18 protein-coding genes are annotated in these 25,870 nt (G+C 56.0%); 10 read left to right on the top strand and 8 right to left on the bottom strand.

The annotated features are described in order from the left end of the window. Window positions 1-7 precede the first annotated feature (7 nt). The 3 genes from SH410x_RS12845 (at window position 8) to SH410x_RS12835 (ending at window position 2,504) form a co-directional block, all read left to right on the top strand. A complete protein-coding gene (locus tag SH410x_RS12845) occupies window positions 8-646 on the top strand; it encodes an RHS repeat-associated core domain-containing protein (RefSeq protein WP_473676885.1) in 639 nt (212 codons plus the stop codon). A 119-nt stretch (window positions 647-765) separates the two neighbouring features. Further along, window positions 766-1,071 carry a hypothetical protein gene (locus SH410x_RS12840; RefSeq protein ID WP_473676884.1) on the top strand — a complete coding sequence of 102 codons (306 nt, stop codon included), beginning with the start codon at window positions 766-768 and terminating at the stop codon, window positions 1,069-1,071. A gap of 245 nt (window positions 1,072-1,316) precedes the next feature. Beyond that, window positions 1,317-2,504, top strand: coding sequence for a transposase (locus SH410x_RS12835; protein ID WP_473676883.1), 1,188 nt, complete (start codon window positions 1,317-1,319; stop codon window positions 2,502-2,504). Window positions 2,505-2,768: 264 nt separating this feature from the next. On the opposite strand, the gene SH410x_RS12830 is transcribed toward SH410x_RS12835, so the two are convergent. The 3 genes from SH410x_RS12830 to SH410x_RS12820 are packed head-to-tail and all read right to left on the bottom strand — an operon-like array spanning window position 2,769 to window position 5,022. Beyond that, a complete protein-coding gene (locus SH410x_RS12830) occupies window positions 2,769-3,089 on the bottom strand; it encodes a hypothetical protein (protein WP_473670643.1) in 321 nt (106 codons plus the stop codon). 46 nt (window positions 3,090-3,135) lie between these two features. After that, complete coding sequence (locus SH410x_RS12825; RefSeq protein WP_473670642.1) at window positions 3,136-3,939, bottom strand: AAA family ATPase; 804 nt, start codon at window positions 3,937-3,939, stop codon at window positions 3,136-3,138. Between the two features lie 60 nt (window positions 3,940-3,999). Further along, on the bottom strand, window positions 4,000-5,022 hold the full coding sequence (locus SH410x_RS12820; protein WP_473676882.1) for a DDE-type integrase/transposase/recombinase: 1,023 nt from the start codon (window positions 5,020-5,022) through the stop codon (window positions 4,000-4,002). Window positions 5,023-5,137: 115 nt separating this feature from the next. On the opposite strand from SH410x_RS12820, the gene SH410x_RS12815 reads away from it, so the two are divergent. After that, window positions 5,138-6,229, top strand: a complete 1,092-nt coding sequence (locus tag SH410x_RS12815; protein WP_473668492.1) for an IS630 family transposase — start codon at window positions 5,138-5,140, stop codon at window positions 6,227-6,229. Between the two features lie 15 nt (window positions 6,230-6,244). On the opposite strand, the gene SH410x_RS12810 is transcribed toward SH410x_RS12815, so the two are convergent. Then, on the bottom strand, window positions 6,245-6,412 hold the full coding sequence (locus SH410x_RS12810; RefSeq protein ID WP_473676881.1) for a hypothetical protein: 168 nt from the start codon (window positions 6,410-6,412) through the stop codon (window positions 6,245-6,247). 248 nt (window positions 6,413-6,660) lie between these two features. Then, window positions 6,661-7,224: a hypothetical protein gene (locus SH410x_RS12805; protein ID WP_473670638.1), complete on the bottom strand. Its 564-nt coding sequence runs from the start codon at window positions 7,222-7,224 to the stop codon at window positions 6,661-6,663. Between the two features lie 944 nt (window positions 7,225-8,168). On the opposite strand from SH410x_RS12805, the gene SH410x_RS12800 reads away from it, so the two are divergent. Then, window positions 8,169-8,303, top strand: coding sequence for a hypothetical protein (locus SH410x_RS12800; protein WP_473676880.1), 135 nt, complete (start codon window positions 8,169-8,171; stop codon window positions 8,301-8,303). 39 nt (window positions 8,304-8,342) lie between these two features. Here the strand turns inward: SH410x_RS12800 and SH410x_RS12795 are convergent, their stop codons facing one another. Beyond that, on the bottom strand, window positions 8,343-8,567 hold the full coding sequence (locus SH410x_RS12795; RefSeq protein ID WP_473676879.1) for a hypothetical protein: 225 nt from the start codon (window positions 8,565-8,567) through the stop codon (window positions 8,343-8,345). Window positions 8,568-8,586: 19 nt separating this feature from the next. Here SH410x_RS12795 and SH410x_RS12790 point away from each other — a divergent pair, with 19 nt between their 5' ends. After that, window positions 8,587-14,154 carry an RHS repeat-associated core domain-containing protein gene (locus SH410x_RS12790; protein ID WP_473676878.1) on the top strand — a complete coding sequence of 1,856 codons (5,568 nt, stop codon included), beginning with the start codon at window positions 8,587-8,589 and terminating at the stop codon, window positions 14,152-14,154. Window positions 14,155-14,957: 803 nt separating this feature from the next. Here the strand turns inward: SH410x_RS12790 and SH410x_RS12785 are convergent. After that, window positions 14,958-16,079, bottom strand: coding sequence for a transposase (locus SH410x_RS12785; RefSeq protein ID WP_473676877.1), 1,122 nt, complete (start codon window positions 16,077-16,079; stop codon window positions 14,958-14,960). A 141-nt stretch (window positions 16,080-16,220) separates the two neighbouring features. Here SH410x_RS12785 and SH410x_RS12780 point away from each other — a divergent pair, with 141 nt between their 5' ends. Next, complete coding sequence (locus SH410x_RS12780) at window positions 16,221-20,543, top strand: RHS repeat domain-containing protein (RefSeq protein WP_473676876.1); 4,323 nt, start codon at window positions 16,221-16,223, stop codon at window positions 20,541-20,543. A 1,511-nt stretch (window positions 20,544-22,054) separates the two neighbouring features. Continuing rightward, window positions 22,055-22,723 (top strand): transposase, encoded by a 669-nt coding sequence (locus SH410x_RS12775; RefSeq protein ID WP_473676875.1) that lies wholly within the window; start codon window positions 22,055-22,057, stop codon window positions 22,721-22,723. A 75-nt stretch (window positions 22,724-22,798) separates the two neighbouring features. On the opposite strand, the gene SH410x_RS12770 is transcribed toward SH410x_RS12775, so the two are convergent. Then, a complete protein-coding gene (locus tag SH410x_RS12770; protein WP_473676874.1) occupies window positions 22,799-23,461 on the bottom strand; it encodes a hypothetical protein in 663 nt (220 codons plus the stop codon). A gap of 253 nt (window positions 23,462-23,714) precedes the next feature. Here SH410x_RS12770 and SH410x_RS12765 point away from each other — a divergent pair, with 253 nt between their 5' ends. Then, window positions 23,715-24,008: a hypothetical protein gene (locus SH410x_RS12765; RefSeq protein WP_473676873.1), complete on the top strand. Its 294-nt coding sequence runs from the start codon at window positions 23,715-23,717 to the stop codon at window positions 24,006-24,008. Beyond that, entirely contained in the window at window positions 23,996-25,867 is a 1,872-nt protein-coding gene (locus tag SH410x_RS12760; RefSeq protein WP_473677305.1) for a recombinase family protein, read from the top strand. The genes SH410x_RS12765 and SH410x_RS12760 overlap by 13 nt, the downstream gene beginning before the upstream one ends. Window positions 25,868-25,870: the final 3 nt, after the last annotated feature.

The following is a 25,870-nucleotide window of genomic DNA, read 5'->3' as shown; positions in this document are numbered from 1 at the left end:
CTACGGCGTGCACTACACGTACACCACTCGCGAGTGGACACCCAATGCTGGACTGTATTACTTCCGTAACCGCTGGTACGACGCTCAGTTGGGCAGGTTTAGCTCCAGAGACCCAATTGGGTACGAGGGGTCGCGTTACGGGTTATACGAATACGTTTCAGGTAGAGCGTTGTCAGCTATAGATCCTTGGGGTCTAGAAACAGGCTTGTTACCCGGTGGCACAACAACGATTCCGACCCATCATCCGATTCCGGGCGGGCCGAGTTATTCACCGAACATTCCGAATGTGCCTCCGGGTGGACCAGTGAAACCTGTGGTAGGTGGAGGTGTTTGCCGCTTAGTTTTAAGGCGAATTCCGCATTTGGCCGCGTTCTGCGGAGGATTCGCGGCCGGGACTTGCCTTGCACGAAAATGCGAATTGAAGGAGGGGTACACACATGATTTTTATTGGCTTTGCGATTCCGATCGCGAGCCAACAAAACCGAAGAACTCACTGGACAAATGCCAAGGTCTAACTGGCGAGAACGCTCGCGGTGGTTTCTGCAACGGATTTGCTAGCCCGCAAGCGAGAGCGGAGTGTTGGCGGCACGTCTACCAGAGTCAGACTAACTGGGACAACTACTGCTATTACGTATTCGGTGATTAATGAATTCAATATCCTCCGCGAAAATAATCGCGTCACGTGTCTTACATTATCACGATCGGACTGGCGAGGTTTCCTTATACGAACCAGTGCAGAAAGCACATCTATGGACCACGAAGGTCGTGATCAAATTAGAGAGCGCACAGGCGTACGAAGCTAAAGGAACAGATTCGTTTGATTGCTTGCTAAATGCGTTTACCTTAATTCGTCAAGAGCTCAACGATTTGGAGAAATGCCCAGCACGTTTCCTGGATGGAGATGAGCCCTGGCATTGGTTTCCGATGATCCCTCCCAGCATCAATAAACGTTTTGATTCAGCGATAGAAGATATTATCGAGAAAGAACACAAGCGATTATGCCATAGTGATCGTCCGAGTTTAACGGAAGGACTGCATCGCCGTTCGAAGAAAGCCCCTGAACAAGATTAAGGTGAACAAGATTAAGGTGTCCGGTACGAATGGCATTGTCTACGCGGTTTTCGAGTACTTTTGCTCAGCGGAGGTCGACCACCGCGCAGCACCAAAAATCGCGTTCCTTCGCGATTCGAAGTTTCAACGGATTGTCACCGATAAATGAATATTGAGATTGGCGTGACCCGATCGGCCGATATAATTTGGCGATGACGTGACCTTCCTTGGTTGGGGACTTTCAGGAAATCGACCAAGGAAGGGTCATGTCCATTCTATCAGTTGACTCGAAGGATTGCTTCAGTATTTTCAAGCGATCAATGATTCAGTCGACGGCGTTGCCGTTGACCGAAATCATCGATGACTCGTTCGTCAAAGATGTTTTTAGCGAAGAAGAAATCGAGTTTGGAAATGCCTACGAAGATGTGTTCACGCCTGCGATCACGTTGTGGGCGATGATCTCTCAGTTCCTCTTCAGTGGAACGGGGCGATCTGTGAAGGCTGCTGCTGGGCGAGTCGTCTCGCTTTATGCGCAAGTTGAAGGACGAGTCGTTGCGCAGAACGCTGGCAACTACTGTCGAGCTAAGCAGAAGATTCCAGTCAGTGCGATCAAGAAGCTAGCGTGTAGACTCGCCTCGCGAGCTGAGCTTGCAACGAATGCTTTTGATGATCTTGGAGTTCCTCTTGAAGCAGATCAGTGCGAAGACCAGATGAGTCCGAGGGTGATTGCGGGCATCCGGTCGATGGCCATCAAGGGACGTTTTATCAGTGTTGATGGGTTCACAGTCGATGCCCCCGACACGCCGGAGAATCAAAAGAAATATCCTCAAAATCCGGTCCAGGAGGAAGGGCTTGGGTTTCCCATTCTACGTTGCGTCACGCTCATTTCAATGACAACCGGTTTACTGAGCGATTTGGCAATGGCACCGTACAGTGGAAAGGAAACCGGCGAAACTGCTCTGCTTCGTCAAATAAAAGGTTCCTTGCGTGCGGGCGATGTCCTGACTGCTGACTGTTACTACTGCACGTACTGGCTTGTCGCGATGTGTGCAATGATGGGCGTCGAAGTTGTCATGAAAAATCACCACAAACGCGAAGATCATCCGGAAGGTGCGCAGGCACTCAACGAGAGTGAACGCATCGTCGTATGGGACCGTCCGAAGCGGCCGAAGTGGATGGGCAAGCGTGAGTATCGAAAAATCCCTGAGGCGTTACCGATACGACTTGTTGATGTTGCTCCGGCAGTTCCCGGTGCTCGCTGCGAAGGCTTCACGGTAGCCACGACAATACTCGAACATGAATCCGCCAACGCGAGTTGGATTGGCGCACTCTACGAAGGACGATGGCAGATCGAACCGGATATTCGATCAATCAAATGCACGCTGAATTTAGAGCACTTACGGAGCCAAACTGTTACCGACCGAATTGCGGTCGCACTTTTTGCCGAATTGTGACTGTAGGGATTTGAAGCCCGAAATGGTCCTTTTGCCGAATTGTTGAGAATTCTGGAGAGCGTGTTTCGGGGCTGTGCGATAGGAGCGACCGAGTCGAGGCTCGAACCTGTTGTGCTCGAACCTGTTGTGCTCGAACCTGTTGTGCTCGGAGCCGTGTGTGCTCGGAGCCGTGTGTGCTCAGCGCATTAAAAAAGTGCGATCGCTTGGGCAAAGCGGTCGCACTGATTGAAAGAGCTTTGGCTGGGGGCCGATGCGATTGACTGATTAGGCCGAAGACTTTCTTTGGCCGAGGTCGCTTTGGTATTGCACAAGCCAGTTGCTCAGGATGTCGACCGCCGGCAAGAAGTCGTGGCCCTGCGTCATCATCAGATCGATGTTGTTGTAGTTCTGGCCGCAGCTAAAACAATGAGCGAGATTGTTCTTCGGGTTCACGGTCGCTCGAAGTTCTTTGCACGATGGGCATTGGAAACGGAAGTAGCCGTCGCTTTGTTTCGCTATCGGACCGTGCTGGCCGAGCCGAACGATCGTCAGTTTCATCGGTAGATCGTTGCGGATCGCGCGGAGTAAGTCGTTCGTCATCTTCATAACAGAAGCCTGGAGTTAGAGGGAGGGGAGGGAGCATTTTTGGGTCTTAAAAATCTGTTAGGTCGACTTCGTTTTGCCAGTGCGGTTGAAGCAACACGCGATTGACCAAGTCGATATCGATCGTCGTTCCAGCGGCGGCTCGGACCGCTTCGAGCATCGACGCTAAGCACAGGTTGCGGCACTTGCGCAACACTCCATCGGCAGAGCGGATAATCAACTCCGTTGCTCCAGCAGTGAACGTGCTGTGCGCTAGACCGATCGAATCGAGTTCACGTTCGATAAACGCGCGCATCACATCGTCGTGCAACCGCTTGGTGATCACCGAATACGTCACCCGGCTTTTCAAATCCAGGTTGACCGCCAAGTCCAGATCGGCGAGCAACTCCGGCTGGCCGACCAGAATCAGGTTGTGATTCTTCGGGAAATCTTCCAAGAGGAGTCGTAGTCGGCGAAGGTTATCCATCGCCATCAGATGGGCATCGTCGATCACCGTGACGAGCATCTTGCCACTGCGATTGAGGCTGAAGGCTTGCTGGATCAGCTTGCGTTCGCACTTGAACGCCGAGCTTTCAAACTCAATCCGAAACGCTTCACAGAGGATTTTTACTGTATTGGTATAGGTGTGCAGTGTGCGTGCAACCGTGGCGACCAAGTACTCTTTCTCGGGAAGTCGTTTGAGCGATTCTTTGATCACGGATTTGCCGGTGCCGGGTCTGCCGACGACCAGACATAGGCCGCCTTGTTGGCTGTGGACTCGGAGCGTGTCATGGATTTCCTGCTGATGTTGTAGTAGTTGGATGTCGCGTAGCGCGAAGGGATTTTCGGACAAGCCGAAGTAAGAACGGATCATGGTGAGGTGGACTTTTGGAAAAAGAAGGAGTTGGATCACGGTGGATTGGCTGCCGGGCATTTATGAGTCTTTATGGCGTTTCATGCCGTTGGCGACGGCATCGAGCAACCGGGCCTTGCCGATGCGTCGATCGTTTTCGTAGACGACGACCACACCTTGGTGATGTCGCTCATGCCGCAGCGTGACCTTCTTGCCACGCAAGTCGATCGGAGTTTCGTAACGCTCGCCTTGGAAGCTGAACGTGTTGTCCTTTTTGACACTGCGAGTCGCCTCGGCGTAGAACAACTCGTCGGTATCCTCCGATGGCGAGAGAAATCGGATCCGAGAAAGATCCACACCAAAGCGATCAATCGGCTTCATACCGAGGGTCGTGTGTACAGTGGCGTTGTAGTCGTGTTCGACCCAGTGAGTGAACTGTTTGTTGAGAGCGTCGATCGAGGAGAGGTCGAGTTTGCGGATTAGAAATTGATCACGCACGCGACGAAAGAAGCGTTCGATTTTCCCTTTCGCGGCGGCGTCTCGAACGGCGGTGTGACGAAGGATGCAGCCCACGCGGGCGCAGATCAGCGTGATCTCTTGGCTGCAGTAGATCGAGCCGTTGTCAACGTATAGCTGTTCGGGCAAGCCTCGTTTGTAGAAGGCCGAGCGAAGCGCCTTGATCATCGAATCGGTGTTCTCTTCGAAGAAGAATTCGCCATGACAGAGCACACGACTGGCGTCATCGATCAGGCCAATCAGCTTGGCTTGCCGGCCACCGATGTGCGGTCCGAACATGGTATCGGCCTGCCAAAGTTGGTTGGCGTACTGCATGCTGAAGGCGAGTCGGCGTCGATTTTCGCCTGGATCGTCCTTGAGTAATTCGTACTCACGGACGAAGCGGCAGAACGTGGTCAGAGCGATCTGGCTAGCGTGCAGGAGTCCCTTTTCAATGCAGAACCGATAGACGGCTGACTTGGTGGGCGTCCTCTTGTGCCCCGTTTTCGCAGATACAAAGTGCGGCAGCGCGGTGTTGATCGCTTCGAGAACTTCTTCGGGCGTGACCTTGCGTGGCTTGCCTTTGTCGGCTCGCGGTGAAGCATTCATGCCGGTGATGCCGTCGTTTTTGTAGCGGTAAGCACATCTGGGTAAGTATTTCGGTATAACTGGCAAGCTTTTTGCACCCATGTTGAGTTGGGAATCCTTTCTGATTTGCTAGCAAATGCTCGATGGTCGAGATTATGCGAAGCATCATGTTTCTCCCTGTTTCACGAACCGGGAGATTCAAATGGCACGCCCCTCTACAAAATTCGCACAAATTGGCTCAGTCGAGCAAAAACAGCAACTGACGGAAATGTGGAAAAGTCATCATTGCCACTATACGCGAGTTCGTGCGCACGCAATCTTACTCAGCGACCAACAGTACGAAATAAGTTCCCTTGTCGATATCTTTGGCGTGGATCGAGATTCGGTATCCAGTTGGATTGACAGATTTTCAGAAGGCGGCCCCGACGCACTTGAAGACTCCGAGCATCCCGGTGCGCCGCCGATACTCAACGCCTCAGAGCAGCAAACTCTCCGGCGACTACTTCGAAAATACCCGAATCGACCAGCCAAGGTGCTGAAAGAGCTGAAAGAAAAAACCGGCAAGGAAATCAAGCGACCCACTCTGCGAGAATACGCGAGGCGGTTTCGGCTGAGTTGGAAACGTTATCGTCGAAGTTTGCGGCAAAAACGGGATGAAAAGAAATTTCAATTGGCCAAGGAAGAGCTAGCCGAGTTTCTCGAAGAACCGGATTTGAACGTTGTTTACTTTGACGAGGCGGGTTTCTCGCTCAAAGGAGTTGTTCCCTACGGATGGCAACCGATCGGTCGACGCTACGAAATACCCGTAACCGGGGCACACGGCAGCAACGTTCAAGCGATTGGGTTTCAGGGTCAAGACGGTGAAACCCACACCTATCTCCACAAAGGCTACGTGAACAGCGAAATGGTGATTGCAATTTTCGATGATTATTGCCAAACAATCGACGGTCCAACTGTTGTGGTCCTTGACAATGCCTCAGTCCACACGAGCGGAGCATTTCAAACTCGCATGGAAGACTGGGCAGAGAAAGGACTCTACATCTACCATCTGCCGCCATACAGTCCAGAGCTGAATGCAATTGAAATGCTTTGGAAAAAACTCAAGTACCAACTGCTCCCCGCTGGCGCCTGGGAGCGCTTCAGTACACTGCTAAACACACTTACGAAAACACTCAATGAGTTTGGAGAAGTGTCGTATATGCCTACGCTTTTTAATTATGCCGAATAAATTCACCCGACGTGCTTAGTACCACGTTTGGATGGTCCGCCAGGTGAACTGGTGTGGGTCTCCTTGGTCGTCCAGGAACGTCATCGCCGCGACGTTGTGGATTCTCTCGTGACGTGTTTTTCCGGGGGCGACTTCGATCGCTCCGAGGACTTTCATTTTGACGTAGATCGATGGTCGTTTCATGGACCGCTCCGCTGGTTTTTGACTTTTGATTGAACGAAATCGATTCATGAAATCGATTCGCAGGCGAGTCTAAGTGCGGTCGGCGGTGGATCTATCGTCGGGTTGTGTTGTCGAGCAGAAAAAAGAATTTCGCAAGCGTGAGCTACGATGGCAAATCGACCATCCGAGGCAGACGATGCTGGCCAGGATCGACAGGTTGCCGTGTGATCACGGACCGAATCGGCCTGCTGAGGTGCGGCCGCAGCGTGTCAGATGAAGAAGGTCTGCAGTGTGAGCTGGAAGGCGGCGATGGGATTGAGCGTGTGGCCAGCGAAGGCTTTGATCAGATGAGCGAGTGTGCTCTCAGCGGGCGTGTTGCTGGGCTGTGAGCTATCGATTTTTGGCGGCAGGCACATGGTCGACAGTGCGGTCCGAATCGCGGATTGTGCATCTTGCAATCGTTTCCAAATTCGATAGGGTGCCGAATCGCTCATGCTGCTATTGAGCTTTTTGAATGCCTTGCGTTTGTTGCCGGTCGCGGCGGCCTGGTTGAGGAATGCCCAGAGTTGCTCTGCACTGAGAAAGAGTCGTTTGACTTTGTCAGCAATCCACACGCTGAAGGTGCGTCCACATCCGGCGGCTTGATTTCGGTTGCTACAGAAGACCCTTCGTGCCCGGATAGATTTGTGGCGGAAGTTGTTCTCGTCGTATCCGCGCAAGGACCCATGGCGATTGAGCGCGCCGACTTTCTTGCAGTGGGGGCACTGGGTGAGCTTGAGCTCCAGCAGGAACTCATCACGTTCTGCTTGAGAGCGGAAGATTCTGGCTCGCACGGGCGCTGGCTTTTGAACTTGAAGTAGAAAAGTCCAGCAGGATAGTTGGTCGAGTCAGGGATTCGAATGATCGCGAACCGACTGCCTGAAAAGTGAGTCGGGGGGCGAGGGGAGAGGCGGGGTACGATTTAGTTGAAGGGGGCGGGTTGCGAGGCGCGGGGGGCAAGGCTCTGGTCTGCGGGCGGCGGGCTGCTGCCTACCGAATTACCGGTGTAAGAACAGTCCGTGACTACGACAACAATTCGGCAGGAAAAGACCGTAAAATGCGATCAGAGCGAGGTCGGTAACACCTACGGGTCCGCCGAAATGCTCGTAAAAAGCGTAGACAATGCCATTCGTGTCCGGTACCGATTAACCAAAAACTGCACCGGTGTTGAGCATTGAAACGGTAGCCGATAGGCTGCCGTTTTTCGTTGGCGGACACGAAGTCCGCCACACTTGCGGCACGAAGCCGCCCAGGCGTTGGTTCTTCCGGTGAACGCAGCGACCGGGCGACGCACACGAAGTGCGTCGCGGCTGTTTCGGCTGGAGGCCGCCGCCCTCCGATAGATCGCTGAACGACGGCGACAGGACGTCGCCGCATGATTTAAGCCCGGACGAGGAAAGGGTGTCAGGACTCAATAAGCAGTGCCCAACGCCTGCACCGGAGCGAAACGGCGTTGACGCGGTATCCGAGAGGTGACTGTTTTTCATTGGCGGATGCGTCGCTCGCTATCTCTGCGTCTTTCTCGCGGTAACGCGATGTTGAGCCCTCTATGAACGCGATGATCCGTGAAGCCCGCAACTGGCTCGCGTCGCATTGGTCGATGGAGTCAACGTTGGGTGACTGGAAAAACTTTTTCGGCGAATTGGCTGCGTATTCTGGTGCATGATTCGGAATCACTGGACGGCATCGTCAGAAATCTTCTCCGCTGAGGTTGTCTTCTGGAATTGACACGGTAACAATGGGTTTGCGACCGATTACGCCCCTTTACTTCAATCGCGGGAAGTCAGCGAATGTCGTCCAGCAGCTCATGGCCAGGATCTTCATCAAGCAGTGGCTTGAGCAGCAGTTCATCCGCCGGTTCGTCGTCGAGTAGTTCGGGTGTCTCAGGCAGTAGCTCCTCGGCGTCACCAGGTCAATCAAGCAGCAGCTCGTCCGGCGGGTCTTCGTCAAGTAGCTCGGTTAACTCAAGTAGCAGTTCCTCAACGGGTTCTTCCTCGTCGAGTGCGGGCGGTTCCTCCAGTAGTTCAGGTGGTCCGCCGACGAGCAGTTCGTCGTCAAGTAGTTGGCGAGGCCCGGGGCCATTGGTTTGGCCGACACCGCCTGGTGAAACCTGTGAGTATCCAGCGGGAGGTGTCAAAGAGGACAGTGAACGTCCCGTGCGTTACTCCAACGGTGAATTGCAACTTGCCGTCACTGACATGCAAGCCATGGGTGCTGGCGGTCCCTGGGCACAGCGGCGTCAGTACAGTAATCAACTCCAGGGCCAGAACGAGGTTGGTTTGGGCTATAATTGGCTCGTCGAAGCTTGGCCGTACTTGCTCAAAGGGCCCGATGGAACCATCGCGTTCGTACGCAGCACGCGCAATGCGTTGTGGTTTGATCGAGTCGAGTCCGGTGGTGAAGTCTCGTTCGTAGCACGCTACGGCGGTAAGTCCTCGCTGACGCACGACTGCGATTCACGTCGATACGTCCTCACCCAGCCTTCCGGTGAGAACTGGTTCTTCAAAGACTTTGGCGATGAGCCTTGTGGTTCGTCTTCGTCCTCGTCGGCGGCTTCAGGTGCCCAGCCAGTGCCAGGTCAGTTGACCAGGATGATCGATGTATCAGGACAGCAGACCGATGTCGTTGCATATTCCGCCTCGGGTCGGATCCAGACAATCCAACGTCAAACGGTCGTAGGAAGCGATACAACCACCACGCAGTTTACATACGAATTCAACGGAACGGGACTCACAACTTCGGTGACCTACCGCCGTCAGGCCAATGCGAGCGGTTGGGTCAGCATTCGCCGCGTGACGTACGAGTATTATGATGGCTCGAACAGCTTTGGGTCTTCAGGTGACCTGATGCGTGTTCGTGTTCAGGAGCCTTCCGGGGCGACCTGGGTTAATGTCAAACAGAGTTACTATCGCTATTACAAAACAGGTGATCCCCAAGGCTTCCAGCACGGCTTGCGATACGTCGTCGAGCCGGATGGCTACGAAGATCTACTGGCCGATTCGCTCGATCCCACAACGGTCAGCAACGCCGTGCTCTTGCAGTACTCGAAGTACTACTTTGAGTATGATTCGCAGCGCCGCGTGACCAAAGAGATCGTCGATCGCGGCTCGCTCACGTACAGCTTTGCGTACGAGCAAAGTCTGAACGCCGATGGCTACAATCACTGGAGCCGCAAGACCACCGAGACTCGTCCGGGTGGTTCGGTTAATACGGTTTACACCAACTTCATCGGGCAGGGCCTGCTCAGTGTGCTCACGTTCGGGTCAGATCAGTGGTTGACAGCCGACACATATGATGACGCGGGGCGTCTCATTCAAACGGCTTGGCCGTCGGCCGTTGTTAGTTACAATCCGGGTGCAGCGGACCTGGGGATCACGTTGCGATCGGCTGCGGGTCTCATCAGCCTGTACAGTTACTACGCGACCACGGGAAGTGGTGCCGCTGCTGGTTATCTGAAGTCGACATCGCTGAAGAAGGGCAATGGTGGCACGCCAGTGCCTCAAAGCGAACTGGGGTACACCGAACGAACGGGCGGTGGGGCCACGATTTACCCGATCGCTAAGCAAACTCAGTTCCGTGACGATGCCGGCACCGAGCCACTTGAAACGACCTACGCCTACGAGTGGTACACCGACACGGTCCAGATCAAGCAACGAACGGTGACTTTACCGGTGGTGACGACCGCACAGAACGGCCCCAATACCGCGACCACTCAGAAGCAAGTGTATGACGAACGGGGGAACCAGACGTGGTCGATGGACGCGCGTGGGGTCATCACGCGGATGTTCTACGACCAAGTGCTCGGAGCGATGCTACAGCGCATCAATGATGCCGACACATCATTGCTCTCGGGCGTGCCGTCTGGCTGGAGCACGCCGAGCGGCGGTGGCAAGCACTTGATTTCCGATTACGAGATCGATTCGCGGGGACGAACGACCCAGCAACTGGGCCCAGTTCACACGATCGACCTCAGTGGCACGGCCACTTCGGTTCGCCGCGCCCACTGGAACGTTTACAAAGATGCTGAGCACGCGACCTGGACCGCCAGCGGCTATGCCACTGGAACGGGCCCCGCTTACACCTACACCCTGATCAACCCGGTCAACATCCAGCAACGAGACGCACGCGGGAACGTCCTGGAGCAGATCCAAGTGCCGCGAGGATCAACCTCGGGCAGCTTGCAGCCCAGCGATACGTTCTCGCAAGCGTCGTTCACGAGCTGGACCACTTGGCAGTACACCGACTGCTGCTTGGTCTCGTCGACTCGCACCTATCACACCATCCCGGCCACCGGTGCAGGATCTAGTGGGACCCACTACGACCAAACGACTTACGGCTATGACAGTCAGAAGCGGCAGAACCTGCAGATTTCCCCCGGCGGCACCATTCGCCAACGCATTCACGATATTCGCGACAACGTGGTGGCGATCTACGTGGGCACCAACGATACCGGGTCCACTGAGTCCGACCCGACCGGCGGCGGTGCCTCGGGTAACAACATGGTCCAGGTCAGCGGCTACGTCTTCGACAGCGGCAATGACGGGGGCGATAACAACCTGACCAGCCAGATCGCTTACGTCGATGGCGTCAACACCCGCACCACCGCGTTCACCTACGATTGGCGCAATCGCCGCGTGGACACTAACGGGGAGCTCGATCTCTTCCTGCGGGTTACCTACGACAACCTGAGCCAGGTGATCCAGTCCGACCGCTACGACACTTCCGCCAGCGGTAATCTCGTCTCCCGGAATGCAACCAAGTACGACAACCTGGGACGGGTTTACCAATCGATTCAATACGCGGTCGATCCCACGACGGGCGCTATCGGCAACCCGATCACCAGCAATACCTGGTTCGATGCCGTCGGCAACCCCGTCAAATCCATGCCCGGTGGTTCGAGCCGCTTTACCAAACAAGTCTTTGACAGCACGGGCTGGATGGCCCACTCGTATACTGGTTATGGCAACGACACCTCCTATGCCGATGCCTTGTACGTCACCGGCGACGTGATTCTGTCGCAGACCGACATGGCTTACGACGATGCGGGAAACACGATCCAAGCCACCACGCGGCAGCGTTACCACAATGCCCCGGCCTCCCAAACCGGAGCATTGGGCACTCCGGCGGCGACGCCGAACGCCCGCGTTCAGTACTCGGCGAGCTACCCCGATGCCCTGGGGCGAATGATCGCTTCGGCTGAGTATGGAACGAACGGTGGCACGGCCCTGACCCGTTCGGCCACGATCCCCGCCAGCAGCGATACGGTCCTCGTCTCCCATCAAGTCTTCGATAACGCCGGCCGACTGCTTGACACCATCGACCCTGCTGGCAAGATCTCACAGACCATTTACGATGCCGCCAGTCGCCAGAGCGAAACGATCGATAACGTGGTCGATCCACCCGCCAGTTCGAGCACCGGCACTGCCTGCACGGCCTCAGACGACCAAAACCAAACCGTGCTGTTCACCTACACACCCGATGGTGATCTGAAAACGCTGACCGCCGTCAACGCCGTGACCGGCAATCAGGTGACTCAGTACATCTACGGCACCACGCTTTCAGACAGCGCGATCGCGTCGAGCAGCCTGCTGCGTCGTGAGATCTACCCGGATTCGACGGGCACGTCTGATAGCGTCAGCTACACGTACAACCGCCAGTCGCAGCGGACCAGCCTCACGGATCAAAACGGTTCGACCCGCCAGTACCACTATGACTCCCTAGGCCGTCAGACGCAGGACCGGGTGACGGCCTTGGGCGCAGGCGTCGACGGAACTATCCGCCGAGTAGAGCAAACCTATGATGTTCGCGGCAACGTCTCGGCGGTGACCTGTTATAATAACCCGTCGGTCGGCAGTGGATCGATCGAGAATCAAATCACCCGGCAGTTCGATGGGTTCGGACAAGTGACCAAAACGTTCCAGTCGCACAGCGGCGCGGTCAACCCCGCTTCCACGCCCAGCGTCGGACGTTCCTACACCGATGGCAGTGGAAACGTGCTGCGTCCCACAGCGACGCTCTATCCCAACGGGCGAATAGTCACACTCGACTACGGCAGCAGTGGCTCGATCACCGATAAACTAAACCAGGTGTCCAACCTAGTCGATGACGATTCCACCGTCTTAGCCGCCTACGAATACCTGGGTCTCGGCACGTTCGTCCAACAGGACAGCACACAGGCCGATCTCCGCTACACGCTGATCTCGCCAAGCCTCTCGACCGACCCGGATACAGGTGATATCTACAGCGGTCTGGATCGCTTCGGTCGGGTGAAGGATGTTCGCTGGCGAGATATCTCCGCAGCGACCGACCTCTCCCGGGTCGAGTACGGCTATGACCGGGCCAGCAACCGCACTTGGCGAGAAAACCCGTCGGATCCCAACAGGGAACACGACTGGCTGTATCAGTATGACGGACTCCATCGTTTGCAGTCCGCTCAACGTGGCCAGCTCAATGGCACGCACACCGCGCTCACATCGCTCGATGCCGCCCAGTGCTGGACACTCGATCCGACGGGTAATTGGAAAGAGTTCCGGCAGGACAAGAACGGAGACGGTACCTGGGATTTCAATCAGACGCGTACTGCGAACGAAGTCAATGAGATCACCGACATCAGCAACACGCCGAGCGACATCTGGGCGACTCCCGTTTACGACAGGAACGGTAACACGACCACGAACCCACGTCCGGACCTGGGCACCGACGCGACAATGACGGCCACCTTCGACGCCTGGAACCGGATGACGAAGCTAGTCGAGGACGCGACTTCGAACGTGTTACTGGAAAACCAATTCGACGGCCGCAACTTCCGGATCGTTGCTAAGGAGTACACCTCGGGAACACTCGCTCGGACGCGTGACTACTACTTCACCGACGCCTGGCAGTGTGTCGAAGAACACGTCGACACCTCGAACACGCCGCGTCGCCAATACGTGTGGGGGATGCGGTACATCGACGACCTCGTACTCCGCGATCGTGATATCTCGCCTTCGGGTGGACTTATGACCGAGCGACTATATTACCTAGCCGATGCGAACTGGAACACAACTGCGGTAGTGAGCGATTCGGGTAGCGTGCAAGAACGCTACGAATACGACCCCTACGGCAACCTGAGCGTCTTCGAGGCCAACTTCACGCCGCGAGCGGTTAGCAGCTACGGCGTGCATTACACTTACACCAGTCGCGAGTGGACACCGGATGCAGGGCTGTACTACTTCCGTAACCGCTGGTATGACGCTCAGCTGGGGCGGTTTAGCTCCAGAGATCCCATTGGGTATGTGGACGGTCATAATTTGTACGCATCATATTTCGTTCCCACGAAAACTGATCCAACAGGGGAGGGAGTAGTTGTTATTGGTGCCGCGCTGTCCGCCGTGCAAGCAGCAGCTCTACTGTGCGCAACACAATCTGGTGCATTTCGAATCAACAAGGCGCATCCGAATGCTGGCGACAGTTGGAAGCATTGCGTAACTAGTTGCGCGATTGCGCGCCAGTGCTCGCAGATGGTTGGAGTGATTGCACAACTTGCGAAAGAAGGACTCGATCTAGTTGTTGACGGCGATCCGGTCGCTGACTCTTTCGATGACATGACATCAAACAACATGTGTGTTGGCTTGGAAACGTATATTTCGCCGTGCCATTTCTTGAGCTACTTTCGAACAGACAGCTGTGAAGAATGTTGCAGGAAAAAGGTCGGTTATTTCACAACCGATCTCGATCTGCGTTAGTATCGAGGGGGTCTGCTTCTTCAAGACTATTCTCGAAAATACCTTCAATGAACAATAAAGTTTCCGACCAACACCGGCTGTGGTATCGGCTCTGGCAAGACGTTGCCTCAATGCACGGATTGCGGCACCTTTCCCTCGCTGGGTTAGCCTTAATCGTCACGGGTTTCGTTATTCAAAGACGATATATCGAGCTTCTTGATGAGGACACAAACCCAATAAATCCTGGTCATTGGCTTGCGGCTTTGAGTCTGTTCTGGAGCGTGTATTGGCTTTTGACCATCTTGGCGAGATCAAAAGAGAAGGGCAAAATCAAGGACAGTTCCGGTCCCGCCATATAGCTGTGAAGCCATCTAATGGGTCAAGTCTGAATGCCGCGTGTTTTAGCCGTAAGTCCTTCACGCCGCTGACCTTCGGGCGGCGTGTCGTGGTTGTTTCATCGTGGGGTACGGCTTGGGCCTGCGTTTTATTTCGCGTGGATGAATCCGCGGTTGTCGGTCGCCAATCGGATGGTCGGCAATGGATGCGAGCAAAGCATTTTCGAGCGCATCAATGCGTTCGCTGTCAGCTTGAAGCTTTTCTGAAAGAGCATTGAGCAATGCCATTCGGGCTGCCATTCGGGCCACCCACTTTTCAGCCACCCACTTTTCAGCCAGGCCTGCGGCTTGTATTTCGGCCGATTTAACTACGATCCGGTCCTCGCAGAATGCTGCCACCGAGCATCTGGCTGATTCTGATCCGATTCTCCGATATCGGCGCAGCAGCGACCCCGGAGGGAATCAAAGTGGAAGGTTTTCCGAAGGCGGTCAGGCCGAAGATATCCCGAGTGGGTTGTCACGGGCGCAGAGCCAACCTTGACCGCGACGGCTGGCTTCCTCGGCGAGGTGTTCTGGGCTGCCCGCTGCTCGCTTGAACACCCGCCCAAATCGGCTCACGACGTCGCACCAGGCATGGGTATCCAAGCCGATGCGTGTGAGGATCGGCTGCAAGTGCGAGGGGATCGCACCGACCTTGTCACTGCGGAGTTGACGGCCCGTCCAGTCGAGCAATTCCAGATAGCTGGCCAACGAGACACTTAGGAAACCCTTCAGGCTGCCTCGTCTGCCCGAATGGTCCAGGTGCGGCCCGACGGGATCGTGCTGCTCGTCAATTTCCATCGGACTCATCCAGCCGCTGCGATGCCGACCGCGGCTTCGCTCCCAGTCATGGGTACTTTCGCGGGTCCGATCGGAGCATTGAGTCAAGTCATCAATCCGGTCCTTGGCTCCGGTGTACTCGCTCGATTCCGGCGTTTCCGCCATGGCGGCGCGAATTGGGTTGAGATCCACATAGGCCGCGCACGCTAGCAAACTCGCTTCATCGAGGAGTACCTGTGCCCGAAAACGACCTTCCCAAAAGTGGCCGCGAGCCTTGTCCTCGGCGTTGCTGCGGCGAGCAATATGCTCGGCGAGACAGCGCATATACCAACTCACGTCCGACAATCGCTGACGCCGTGAGGCTAGAATCTCCGGCTGATTCAGGACCGTATTCAGTTCCGCTGTCGTCGGCACGGCGGGGCTGCCGTCGGGGTTGCGACGTGCGGGGAACAGTCGCAGCCAACGCTGGGCGACCTCTTCGTCCGACCACGCCGCCACGACGTCCGGGCGACTTCTTAGAACCAGGTGCAGGTGATTGCTCATGATCGAAAAGGTCAGGCAATCGATACCGAACGCCGATGCAAGGAACTCCATTCGGTCGCGGATCCAGCCCCTGCGGTGTTCAAAACACTCTCCAGTAGCGGGATCGGTTCCGCAGAGCCACGCCTTGCGGACGCACCTCTCGATACAGTGGAGGATCTGAACCTCATTCGGATCGATCACTTCCCCACGAGCTTGCCTGGGCATCTTCATCACCTCCATCTGCGTCACGGTTTTGAGCAGCGAACCCATCGGCAATGGTACGCAAGCCGCGACCGAAGGCAACTATTTATTGCCTGTCCCTAATCTCCTTCCTACGCGACGACGGGAAGCGGCGCCGCTGCTGGTTACTTAGAGTCAACATCGCTGAAGAAGGGCAGCGGCGGCACACCGGTGCTGCAAAGCGAGCTGGAGTACACCGAGCGAACCGGTGGCGGGGCCACGATTTACCCGATCGCCAAGCAGACTCAGTTCCGTGACGATGCGGGCAGTGAGCCACTTGAGACGACCTATGCCTACCAGTGGTACACCGACACGGTCCAAGTCAAGCTGGGCACAGTGACTTTACCGGCGGTGACGACATCGCAAAACGGCCCCAATACTGCAACGACGCAAGAGCAAGTTTATGACGAACGGGGTAACTTGACGTGGTCAATGGACGCCCGCGGGTTCATCACGCGGATGTTCTACGACCAAGTGCTCGGAGCGATGCTGCAGCGAATTGACGATGCCGACACCTCGCTGCTCTCGGGCGTGCCATCGGGCTGGAGCACGCCGAGCGGCGGTGGTAAGCACTTGATCTTCGATTACGAGATCGATTCGCAGGGACGAACGACCCAGCAACTGGGACCCGTTCACACCATCGACCTCGGCGGCACCGCCACTGCTGTCCGCCGTGCCACCTGGACCGTTTACAAAGATGCTCAGCACGCCACCTGGACCGCCAGCGGTTACGCAACAGGAACCGGTCCCGCCTATACCTACACCCTGATCAACCCGGTCAACATCCAGCAACGGGATGCACGTGGGAATACCCTGGAGCAGATCCAAGTGCCGCGTGGATCGACCTCGGGTCGCTTGCAGCCCACCGATACGTTCTCGCAAGCGTCGTTCACGAGCTGGACCACTTGGCAGTATACCGACTGCTGCCACGTCTCATCGATGCGCGCCTATCACACCATCCCGGCCTCCGGCCAGGGGGCCAGTGGGACCCATTACGACCAAACAACCTACGGCTACGATAGCCAGAAGCGGCAGAACCTGCAGATCTCGCCCGGCGGCACGATCAGCCAACGCGTTTATGACGTTCGCGACAACGTCATCGCGATCTTTGTGGGCACCAATGACACTGGGGCCACCGAGTCCGACCCGACCGGCGGCGGTGCCTCGGGCAACAACATGGTGCAGGTCAGCGGCTCTGTCTTCGACAACGGCAATGACGGGGGCGACAACAACCTGACCAGTCAAATCGCTTATGTCGATGGCGTCAACACCCGCACCACCGCGTTCACCTACGATTGGCGGAACCGGCTGGTGGACACCAATGGGGAACTCGATGCCTTTGGTCGGGTTACCTATGACAACCTGAACCGGGTGATCCAGTCCGACCGCTACGATACTTCCGCCAGCGGTAATCTGGTCTCTCGAAATGTGACCAAGTGCGACAACCTGGGACGGGTTTACCAGTCCAGTCGCTATGCAGTCGATCCCAACACGGGCACGGTCGGCAACCCGATCACCGGCAATACCTGGTTCGATGCGGTCGGCAACCCAGTCAAATCCATGCCGGGAGGTTCGAGCCGCTTTACCAAACAAGTCTTTGACAGCACGGGCTGGATGGTCCACTCGTATACTGGTTACGGCAACGACACGACCTATGCCGACGCCTTGAACGTCACCGGCGACGTGATCCTCTCGCAAACGGACATGGCTTACGACGATGCGGGAAACTCGATCCAAGCCTCCAGGCGGCAGCGATACCACAATGCTTCGGCCGCCCAGACCGGTGAGTTGGGCTCGCCCTCGGCGACGCCCAATGCCCGCGTACAATATTCAGCCAACTACCCCGATGCCCTGGGCCGTATGATCGCCTCGGCGGAGAATGGAACCAACGGTGGCACGGCCCTGACCCGCTCGGCCACGATTCCCTCCAGCAGCGATACGATCCTGGTCTCCCGGCAAGTCTACGATAGCGCGGGTCGACTGCGCGACAGTATCGACCCTGCCGGCAAGATTTCGCGGACCATTTACGATGCCGCCAGTCGCCAGAGCGAAACGATCGATAACGTCGTCGATCCACCGGCCAGTTCGAGCACCAGCACCGCGTGTACGGCATCGGACGATCAAAACCAAACCGTGCAGTTCACCTACACACCCGATGGTGATCTCAAAACACTCACCGCCGTCAACGCCTCCACCGGAAATCAGGTGACGCAGTACATCTACGGGACCACGCTTTCAGACAGCGCGATTGCATCGAGCAGTCTGCTTCGTCGTGAGATCTACCCTGATTCAACCGGCACGTCCGACAGCGTCAGCTACACGTACAACCGCCAGTCGCAGCGGACCAGCCTCACGGATCAAAACGGCACGACTCGCCAGTACGACTTCGATGCCCTCGGTCGTCAGACGCAGGACTGGGTGACGACCTTAGGTGCAGGCGTCGACGGAGCGATCCGCCGCGTAGAGCAGGCGTACAACGTTCGCGGGAATATCTCGGCGGTGACTTGCTATAATAACGCATCGGTCGGCAGCGGATCGATCGAGAATCAAATCACCCGGCAGTTCGATGGGTTCGGACAAGTGACCAAGACGTTCCAATCGCACAGCGGCGCGGTCAATCCCGCCACCACGCCCAGCGTGGGACGGTCGTACACCGATGGCAGCGGGAACGTGCTGCGTCCCACCGCCACGCTCTATCCCAACGGGCGCGACGTCACGCTCGACTACGGCAGCAGTGGCTCGATCACCGATAAACTGAACCAGGTGTCCAGCCTGATCGATGACGATTCCACGGTCTTGGCTGACTACGAATACCTGGGTCTCGGCACATTCGTCCAACAGGACAGCACCCAGGCCGATCTCCGCTACACGCTGATCTCGCCAACCCTGTCGACTGACCCCGACACTGGTGATATCTACAGCGGTCTCGATCGCTTTGGTCGGGTAAAGGACGTTCGCTGGCGAGACGTCTCGGCAGGCACCGACCTGTCCCGGATCGAGTACGGCTATGACCGAGCCAGCAACCGCACGTGGCGAGAAAACCCGTCGGACCCCAACCGGGAGTACGACTGGCTGTACGCTTACGACGGGCTCCATCGCCTGCAGTCTGCTCAGCGTGGCCAACTCAACGCAACGCACACCGCGATCACATCGCTCGACACGGCCCAGTGCTGGACGCTCGATCCGACAGGTAACTGGAAAGAATTCCGGCAAGACGAGAACGGCGACGGTACCTGGGATTTTAATCAAACGCGCACGGCGAACGAAGTCAACGAGATCACGGACATCAGCAACACGCCGAGCGACGTCTGGGCGACACCCGTTTACGACAGGAACGGTAATACGACCACGAACCCACGTCCTGATCTGGGCACCAACGCCACGATGACGGCAACGTTCGACGCCTGGAACCGGATGACCAAGCTCGTCGATGACTCCAACTCAAATGTCCTTGTAGAAAACCAGTATGACGGTCGCAACTTCCGGATCGTTGCCAAAGAATACACCTCGGGAACCCTCGACCAAACGCGAGACTACTACTTCACCGACGCCTGGCAGTGCGTCGAAGAACACGTCGATACCTCCAGCACCCCACGCCGCCAATACGTGTGGGGGATGCGGTACATCGACGATCTCGTACTCCGAGACCGTGACATCTCGCCGTCGGGTGGACTCTTGACCGAGCGACTGTATTACCTAGCCGATGCGAACTGGAACACGACGGCGGTGGTGAGCGATTCCGGCAGCGTTCAAGAACGCTACGAATACGGCCCCTACGGCAACCTGAGCATCTTCGAGGCCGACTTCACGCCACGAGCGATCAGCAGCTACGGGGTCCACTACACCTACACCAGCCGCGAGTGGACACCGGATGCCGGGCTGTACTACTTCCGGAACCGGTGGTACGACGCTCAACTGGGCAGGTTTAGCTCCAGAGATCCGATCGGGTATCGGGGAAGCCCATGGAGTCTGTACGAATACGTTTCAGGTATGGCGTTGTTAGCAGTAGATCCGTTGGGTTTGGGTGCTCCGTCTGCGCCACCAAGATTTCCAATTCCGCCAAGTGGTCCAGTGATTAACCCAGGGACAATGCCGCCAGGGATAAGTCCGGAGGGTCCAATTCCATTTCGTGGACCAAAACCCATGGGCCCGATCGGGCCCACAGGGCCTCAAGCTATAGGGCTTTTGATCTGGATAAAAGTCTGTGAAAAGTTTGGCGAGAAGTGTACAGAACCTTCGTGCAGATGGGTACTGCGTCGTGTTGTGGACTCGAGCAGGCCGCCAGTGGAAAAGGAAGATGACCACCCATGCGACGAAGGCGAATGCTGGTGCTGTACTATCCAGCAATACCCGGATGAACTTCCTGGAAGCGTTAAGGAATGTGGGTGCAGGAATACGGTGGATTGCTGGGACGATGGCGATGTGTGCGCGTCTCCCGACCAGCTTCCTGACAAAGAACCTAAAGAAGATCCGACTCGTCCACCACCATACTAAGCACGAACGATGGAAGACAAACTTCACAGCATGCTTCACTCGCCTCGCACTCGTGATCGCAGAATTGCGGTAATTTTTTCGGGTGGTCTTGGGAGGAACGCGGTCGAATTAATTCCATCTCTTTTCGACGTTGCGATGAGAGCTTGCGGTAGAAATGGTCGGGTCGATAAAGACAATAGCGAAATTCTGTGCCGCTGTATTGATTCGATTGGAGCGATACTAAAGGAGCTAAACCGCAGTGAACGCGACCCACATTTTCAGAGATTCGACATTTTGCTGACTGAACTCGTTGATCATGAAGACCGCTCGCCATATGCGAGCGTAGTCCAATTCGCAGAACGATGCGACTATATGAACGAAAAGCTTGTAACTTACCTAAAGCAAGGAATAAATGACATCCCGTCGAATTGGCGTCGCAGGGCTTCCTTGCTTTTGGAGAGATGACCATCTAGGAATCATCTAATGGGTCAAGTCTCTTAGATGAGTAAGGCAGCCACTGCACCGGAGTGAAACGAGGCCCAACGAGGCCACCGCAAGGTGGCCTTTCTCATTGGTGGCCTGCGCAACATGTTCACGCACCGGAGAAAAGCGACTTAAGTGTTAATAAGATTAAGGTGTCCGGTACCGTTTAACCTGAGAACCACCGTCTGCGCCCGAGTGAAACGAGGCCACCGCAAGGTGGCCTTTCTTGTTGGCGGACACGAAGTCCGCCATCTTCGCGGCACGAAGCCGCCCAGGCGTTGGTTCTTCCGACGGGCGACGCACACGAAAGCGGCCAAATGGGTCAGGCCTCTTTGATCCAGCGTGCGTGCGTGCATGGGTCAGAAGCGGCCAAATGGGTCAGCGACGGTCTTAACTTCGGTCAATAGCAGATTCCAAATTCATTTTGGAATTCCTTTCTGTGATGATGGTGTGTGGTCAGGGGCCAGCCCTTAGGTTTACCCACATTTTCCATGTCGATTCAGCGATGTGTCAAGCCGCCCCACGCGTGAAACAGTTTTGCGCTGACTGAACCCGTGTGGGTCAGATCAAATGGGTCAGGTCTCTTTGATGAGTGAAGAGCGATCAAATGGGTCAAAGAGCGATCAAATGAGAGCGATCAAATGGGTCAGGTCTCTTTGATGAGTCAACCACGTTCTGCACCGGAGTGAGACGACGCTTCAACCGGCCACCGCAAGGTGGCCTTTTTCGTGGGCGGACAGGAAGTCCGCCACACCTGCGGCACGAAGCCGCCCAGGCGTTGGTTCTTCCGGGCGAGCGAAGCGAGGCGGGCGACGCACACGAAGTGCGTCGCGGCTGTTTCGGCTGGATGCCGCCGCCCACTGTCACAGAACCGATGAGAAACCGAGTTAGCGAACCCGAAGATTTACGATTGTGAATTTTCGATCAGACGGCCCGTTTGGGTGGGTTTCCATGGTGGGTTCCCCCGGGCCGTCGAAGCAAATCTGATTCACGCTTTCGACTTCGAAGGCTGGAAAGGATTCGCTGTGAAGCTAACCAAGGAGGATATCGTGACTCTCAAAGTTCTCAGGCTCAAAGGGGAGACCAACGCGGCCATCGCCGCACGACTGGGCATCTCTGAAGGCTCCGTTCGCTACCACCTCAAACGTCAGGCTCAGGCGGCCAGCGATGGACGCAAGAAGCTTTCGTTGATCGAGGAACTCGGGCTTGTCGAAGTGGTCGATCACTGGTGGCAGGATCAGCTTGCGGCGCTGTCATCATCGCGTCCGCCGAGCGTCCAGAATCTGTGGTCTCACCTGGTCGATGAATACGGCTACACCGGTTCCTACAAGTCGGTTCGCAAGTTCGCTCGCGATCGTTTTCCCACTCCGATCAAGCGTCCGTTCCGGCGGATCGAAACGCCACCGGCGGCGCAAGTCCAAAGCGATTGGCTGGAGATGAAAGTCCGATTACGGGCCGCCGACGGGGCTGTCGAATTGGTCAAGCGTTACGGCTTCGTGATGACGCTCAGCCACTCACGCAAGACAGCGATCATTTGGAGCGAATCGATGGACCAGCTCGCTTGGCATCACGTTCACAACGAAGCGTTCAAACGGCTCGGCAAGAGAAAGAGAGAGAAAGAGGGCCACCCACTTTTCAGTCCGGGCTGCGGTTTGTATTTCGGCCGATTTAACTACGATCGGGGCCTCGCAGAATGCTGCCACCGAGCATCTGGCTGATTCTGATCCGATTCTCCGATATCGGCGCAGCAGCGACCCCGGAGGGAATCAAAGTGGAAGGTTTTCCGAAGACGGTCAGGCCGAAGATATCCCGAGTGGGTTGTCACGGGCGCAGAGCCAACCTTGACCGCGACGGCTGGCTTCCTCGGCGAGGTGTTCTGGGCTACCCGCTGCTCGCTTGAACACCCGCCCAAATCGGCTCACAACGTCGCACCAGGCATGGGTATCCAAGCCCATACGTGTGAGGATCGGCTGCAAGTGCGAGGGGATCGCACCGACCTTGTCACTGCGGAGTTGACGGCCTGTCCAGTCGAGCAATTCCAGATAGCTCGCCAACGAGACACTTAGGAACCCCTTCAGGCTGCCTCGCCTGCCCGAATGATCCAGGTGCGGCCCGACGCGATCGTGCTGCTCGTCAATTTCGATCGGACTCATCCAGCCACTGTGCTGGCGACCGCGGCTTCGCTCCCAGTCATGGGTGCTTTGGCGGGTCCGATCGGAGCATTGAGTCAAGTCGTCAATCCGATCCTTGGCTCCGGTGTACTTGCTCGATTCAGGCGTTTCCGCCATGGCGGCGCGAATCGGGTTGAGATCCACGTAGGCCGCACACGCCAACAAACTCGTTTCATCGAGGAGCACCTGCGCCCGAAAGCGCCCTTCCCAGAACCATCCCTCGCAACGCGATGGAAATCGGGATTGGCCGATCTGACCAAATCGGGATAATTGACTTTTCCGCACTCAAATCGCTCGTTTGCTGGCTGGAGCGGTACCACCGCAAACAAATCACGGAAGGTCTCCCATGCGCCCCGACGGAAAACCCGCCGCTGTCCCCCCCCGCGCCTATCGTCGCCATCGATAGTAAAAGCGGTTCCTCTCGATCGCGTGTGGGAGCATGCGATCGACCCGCAGACCAAACATCGAATTCTGCAACTCCTGTCGCAAGCAGCGGCCAAGTCATCACTGAAGTCGCCCCGCGGCGAGGAGGACAGTGATGAATAATTTTGCAATTAGCGCGAAGGCAGTTCTCGAAGCGAGCCCAAGGAACTTCCTTCATCCGAAAGTGACGGCGGAGCATCTCGAGCTTGATGCGGCCGTGTATGTCAGACAGTCCACCTGTGCCCAACTACGAGATCATCAGGAATCAACCGCACGTCAGTACGCGATGAAAGATCGTGTCATTGCACTGGGCTGGGAGCCCGACAAAGTGATGGTCATTGATGACGATCTTGGTCTCAGCGGAAGCGGCAGCACCAGCGAGAAGGTTTTCGCCGACTGCTCGAATTAATCACCGATCAAAAAGTCGGTCTTGTCGCGGGACTCGAAATGAGCCGCTTGGCTCGCAACTCAAAGGACTGGAGCGATCTGTTTGAAGTATGTGCGATTTTCAATACGTTGATTGCAGATGAAGATGGTGTCTTTGACCCCCATGATCCGAACGATCGACTCGTCCTGGGCCTCAAGGGAATCATCAGTGAGATGGAACTGCACACCATGAAGGTCCGACTGGAAAGAGGGCGTTTGAGCAAAGCTCAGCGCGGGGAGTTGTTTCACGATGTTCCGGTTGGCTATGTCCTCGACGCGCGTGGAATGCCACAACTCGATCCTGACGAATCCGCACGTCACGTGATGAAAATATTCTTTGAACAATTTCAAGTGATTGGTAGCTCTCACGCCTTATTTCATTATTTGTCTGAGCATCACATTCGACTTCCGTTTCGCAACCGACAAGCAGGGGTCACGAACGAGATCGACTGGCGTTTGGCGGCCAAGACGACCGTTTACGAGATGCTCAAACACCCGCTCTACGCTGGCGCGTATGGCTATGGACGTAAAAAAAAGTACGGTCTTAAATCACCACAAAAAACGTCAAAAAAACATCTTCCGCCCGAACAGTGGAAGGTGCTACTGCTTGATCGACATCCTGCTTACATTACATGGCAGCAGTACTGTGATAACCAACAACGTCTGGCCGAAAACGATAGTCGTCCCGACCGCAGTGGTCCGGTTCGCGGTGGCACAGCGTTGTTAGGTGGAATCATCAAGTGCGGCCATTGTGGTCGTCGCTTGTCGGCCAACTATCCGAAGAATTCTCATTCAATGTATGGCTGCTTTCGCCACCGAACGGTCGCCGCTGCCACGCCATGTCACAGCTCGATTCGTTGTGAGATATTGGATAGCTTCGTTGAAAGTAAAATCCTTGAAGCTCTCTCGCCAGCAGGCGTCGAACTGAGCCTGCAAGTGATCGAGAATGAAGAGACGCGGAGGCAACAAATGGAGAAACTGTTTGTTGATCGCGTCGAGCAAGCACGTTATGCAGTTGAGGTTGCTGAGCGAGGCTATCGTCATGTTGATCCGGCCAATCGTTTGGTAGCGGCACAGTTGGAAAACAATTGGGAGCAGTCGCTCATTGAACTGCAAGCCACTGAGCAGGAATTGAACGAGCTACGAGGCCAAGTTTCAACAAAACTCGCACAGGCTCAACGCGATGTGATCCTTCAGTGTTCTCGCGATGTGCATTCACTTTGGAACGAATCGTTAAGCATTGTCGATCGTAAAGAGATCATTCGACTGCTACTACAACAAGTGATCGTAGCGGTCCAGAACAACACTCAGCGTGTCGACGTTCGATTGCAGTGGCGAGGTGGATATGAGAGCGTCTACGAGATAACACGAACGGTCACACTGTATCCGCAGATGGACAACTATCGTGAACTCATGACACGTATGCTTGAGTTGGTTTTGGAAGGGCGTCGAACTCCTGAGGTGGCCAAGATACTTGAGCAAGAAGGCTATCGTTCGCCGCGGCACACCAAGCCGATTTCAGCGTCGATGATCGGTAAGCTGCTAGCGGACGATCCAACAAGTCGTCAGCAACTGACTGCCCCCGAGCCACTTGATGACCAATGGCTTGGTAGCGATCTCGCATCCGCGATTGGAGTCGCTGAGAAAAAATTGAAAGACTGGGTGACGCGTGGTTGGGCGATTGCCGACCAACGACCGTTCGGACGCGTCTGGTTGTTCTGGGCAGACGAGAACGAGGTACAGCGATTGCGTCGGTTATCTGAGCACCAAAGCGGTCAAGGTCGCCCTGCACCACCAGAATCACTTCGGACCCCGCAACGTACTGTCCGAAAGACAAGCTAGAAA

Source organism: Rhodopirellula sp. SH410, assembly GCF_055811895.1.
Note: the sequence above shows the minus strand (reverse complement) of the source record. Positions and strands in the feature narration are given on the sequence as shown.

What these genes read in the sequence shown, in the direction of transcription:
- SH410x_RS12835 (WP_473676883.1), top strand. Translation starts at nt 1,317, where the DNA reads ATGTCCATTCTATCAGTTGACTCGAAGGATTGCTTCAGTATTTTCAAG.
- SH410x_RS12825 (WP_473670642.1), bottom strand. Translation starts at nt 3,939, where the DNA reads ATGATCCGTTCTTACTTCGGCTTGTCCGAAAATCCCTTCGCGCTACGC.
- SH410x_RS12810 (WP_473676881.1), bottom strand. Translation starts at nt 6,412, where the DNA reads ATGAAACGACCATCGATCTACGTCAAAATGAAAGTCCTCGGAGCGATC.
- SH410x_RS12830 (WP_473670643.1), bottom strand. Translation starts at nt 3,089, where the DNA reads ATGAAGATGACGAACGACTTACTCCGCGCGATCCGCAACGATCTACCG.
- SH410x_RS12785 (WP_473676877.1), bottom strand. Translation starts at nt 16,079, where the DNA reads ATGGGTTCGCTGCTCAAAACCGTGACGCAGATGGAGGTGATGAAGATG.
- SH410x_RS12765 (WP_473676873.1), top strand. Translation starts at nt 23,715, where the DNA reads ATGAATAATTTTGCAATTAGCGCGAAGGCAGTTCTCGAAGCGAGCCCA.
- SH410x_RS12820 (WP_473676882.1), bottom strand. Translation starts at nt 5,022, where the DNA reads ATGAATGCTTCACCGCGAGCCGACAAAGGCAAGCCACGCAAGGTCACG.
- SH410x_RS12815 (WP_473668492.1), top strand. Translation starts at nt 5,138, where the DNA reads ATGCTCGATGGTCGAGATTATGCGAAGCATCATGTTTCTCCCTGTTTC.
- SH410x_RS12800 (WP_473676880.1), top strand. Translation starts at nt 8,169, where the DNA reads ATGGGTTTGCGACCGATTACGCCCCTTTACTTCAATCGCGGGAAGTCA.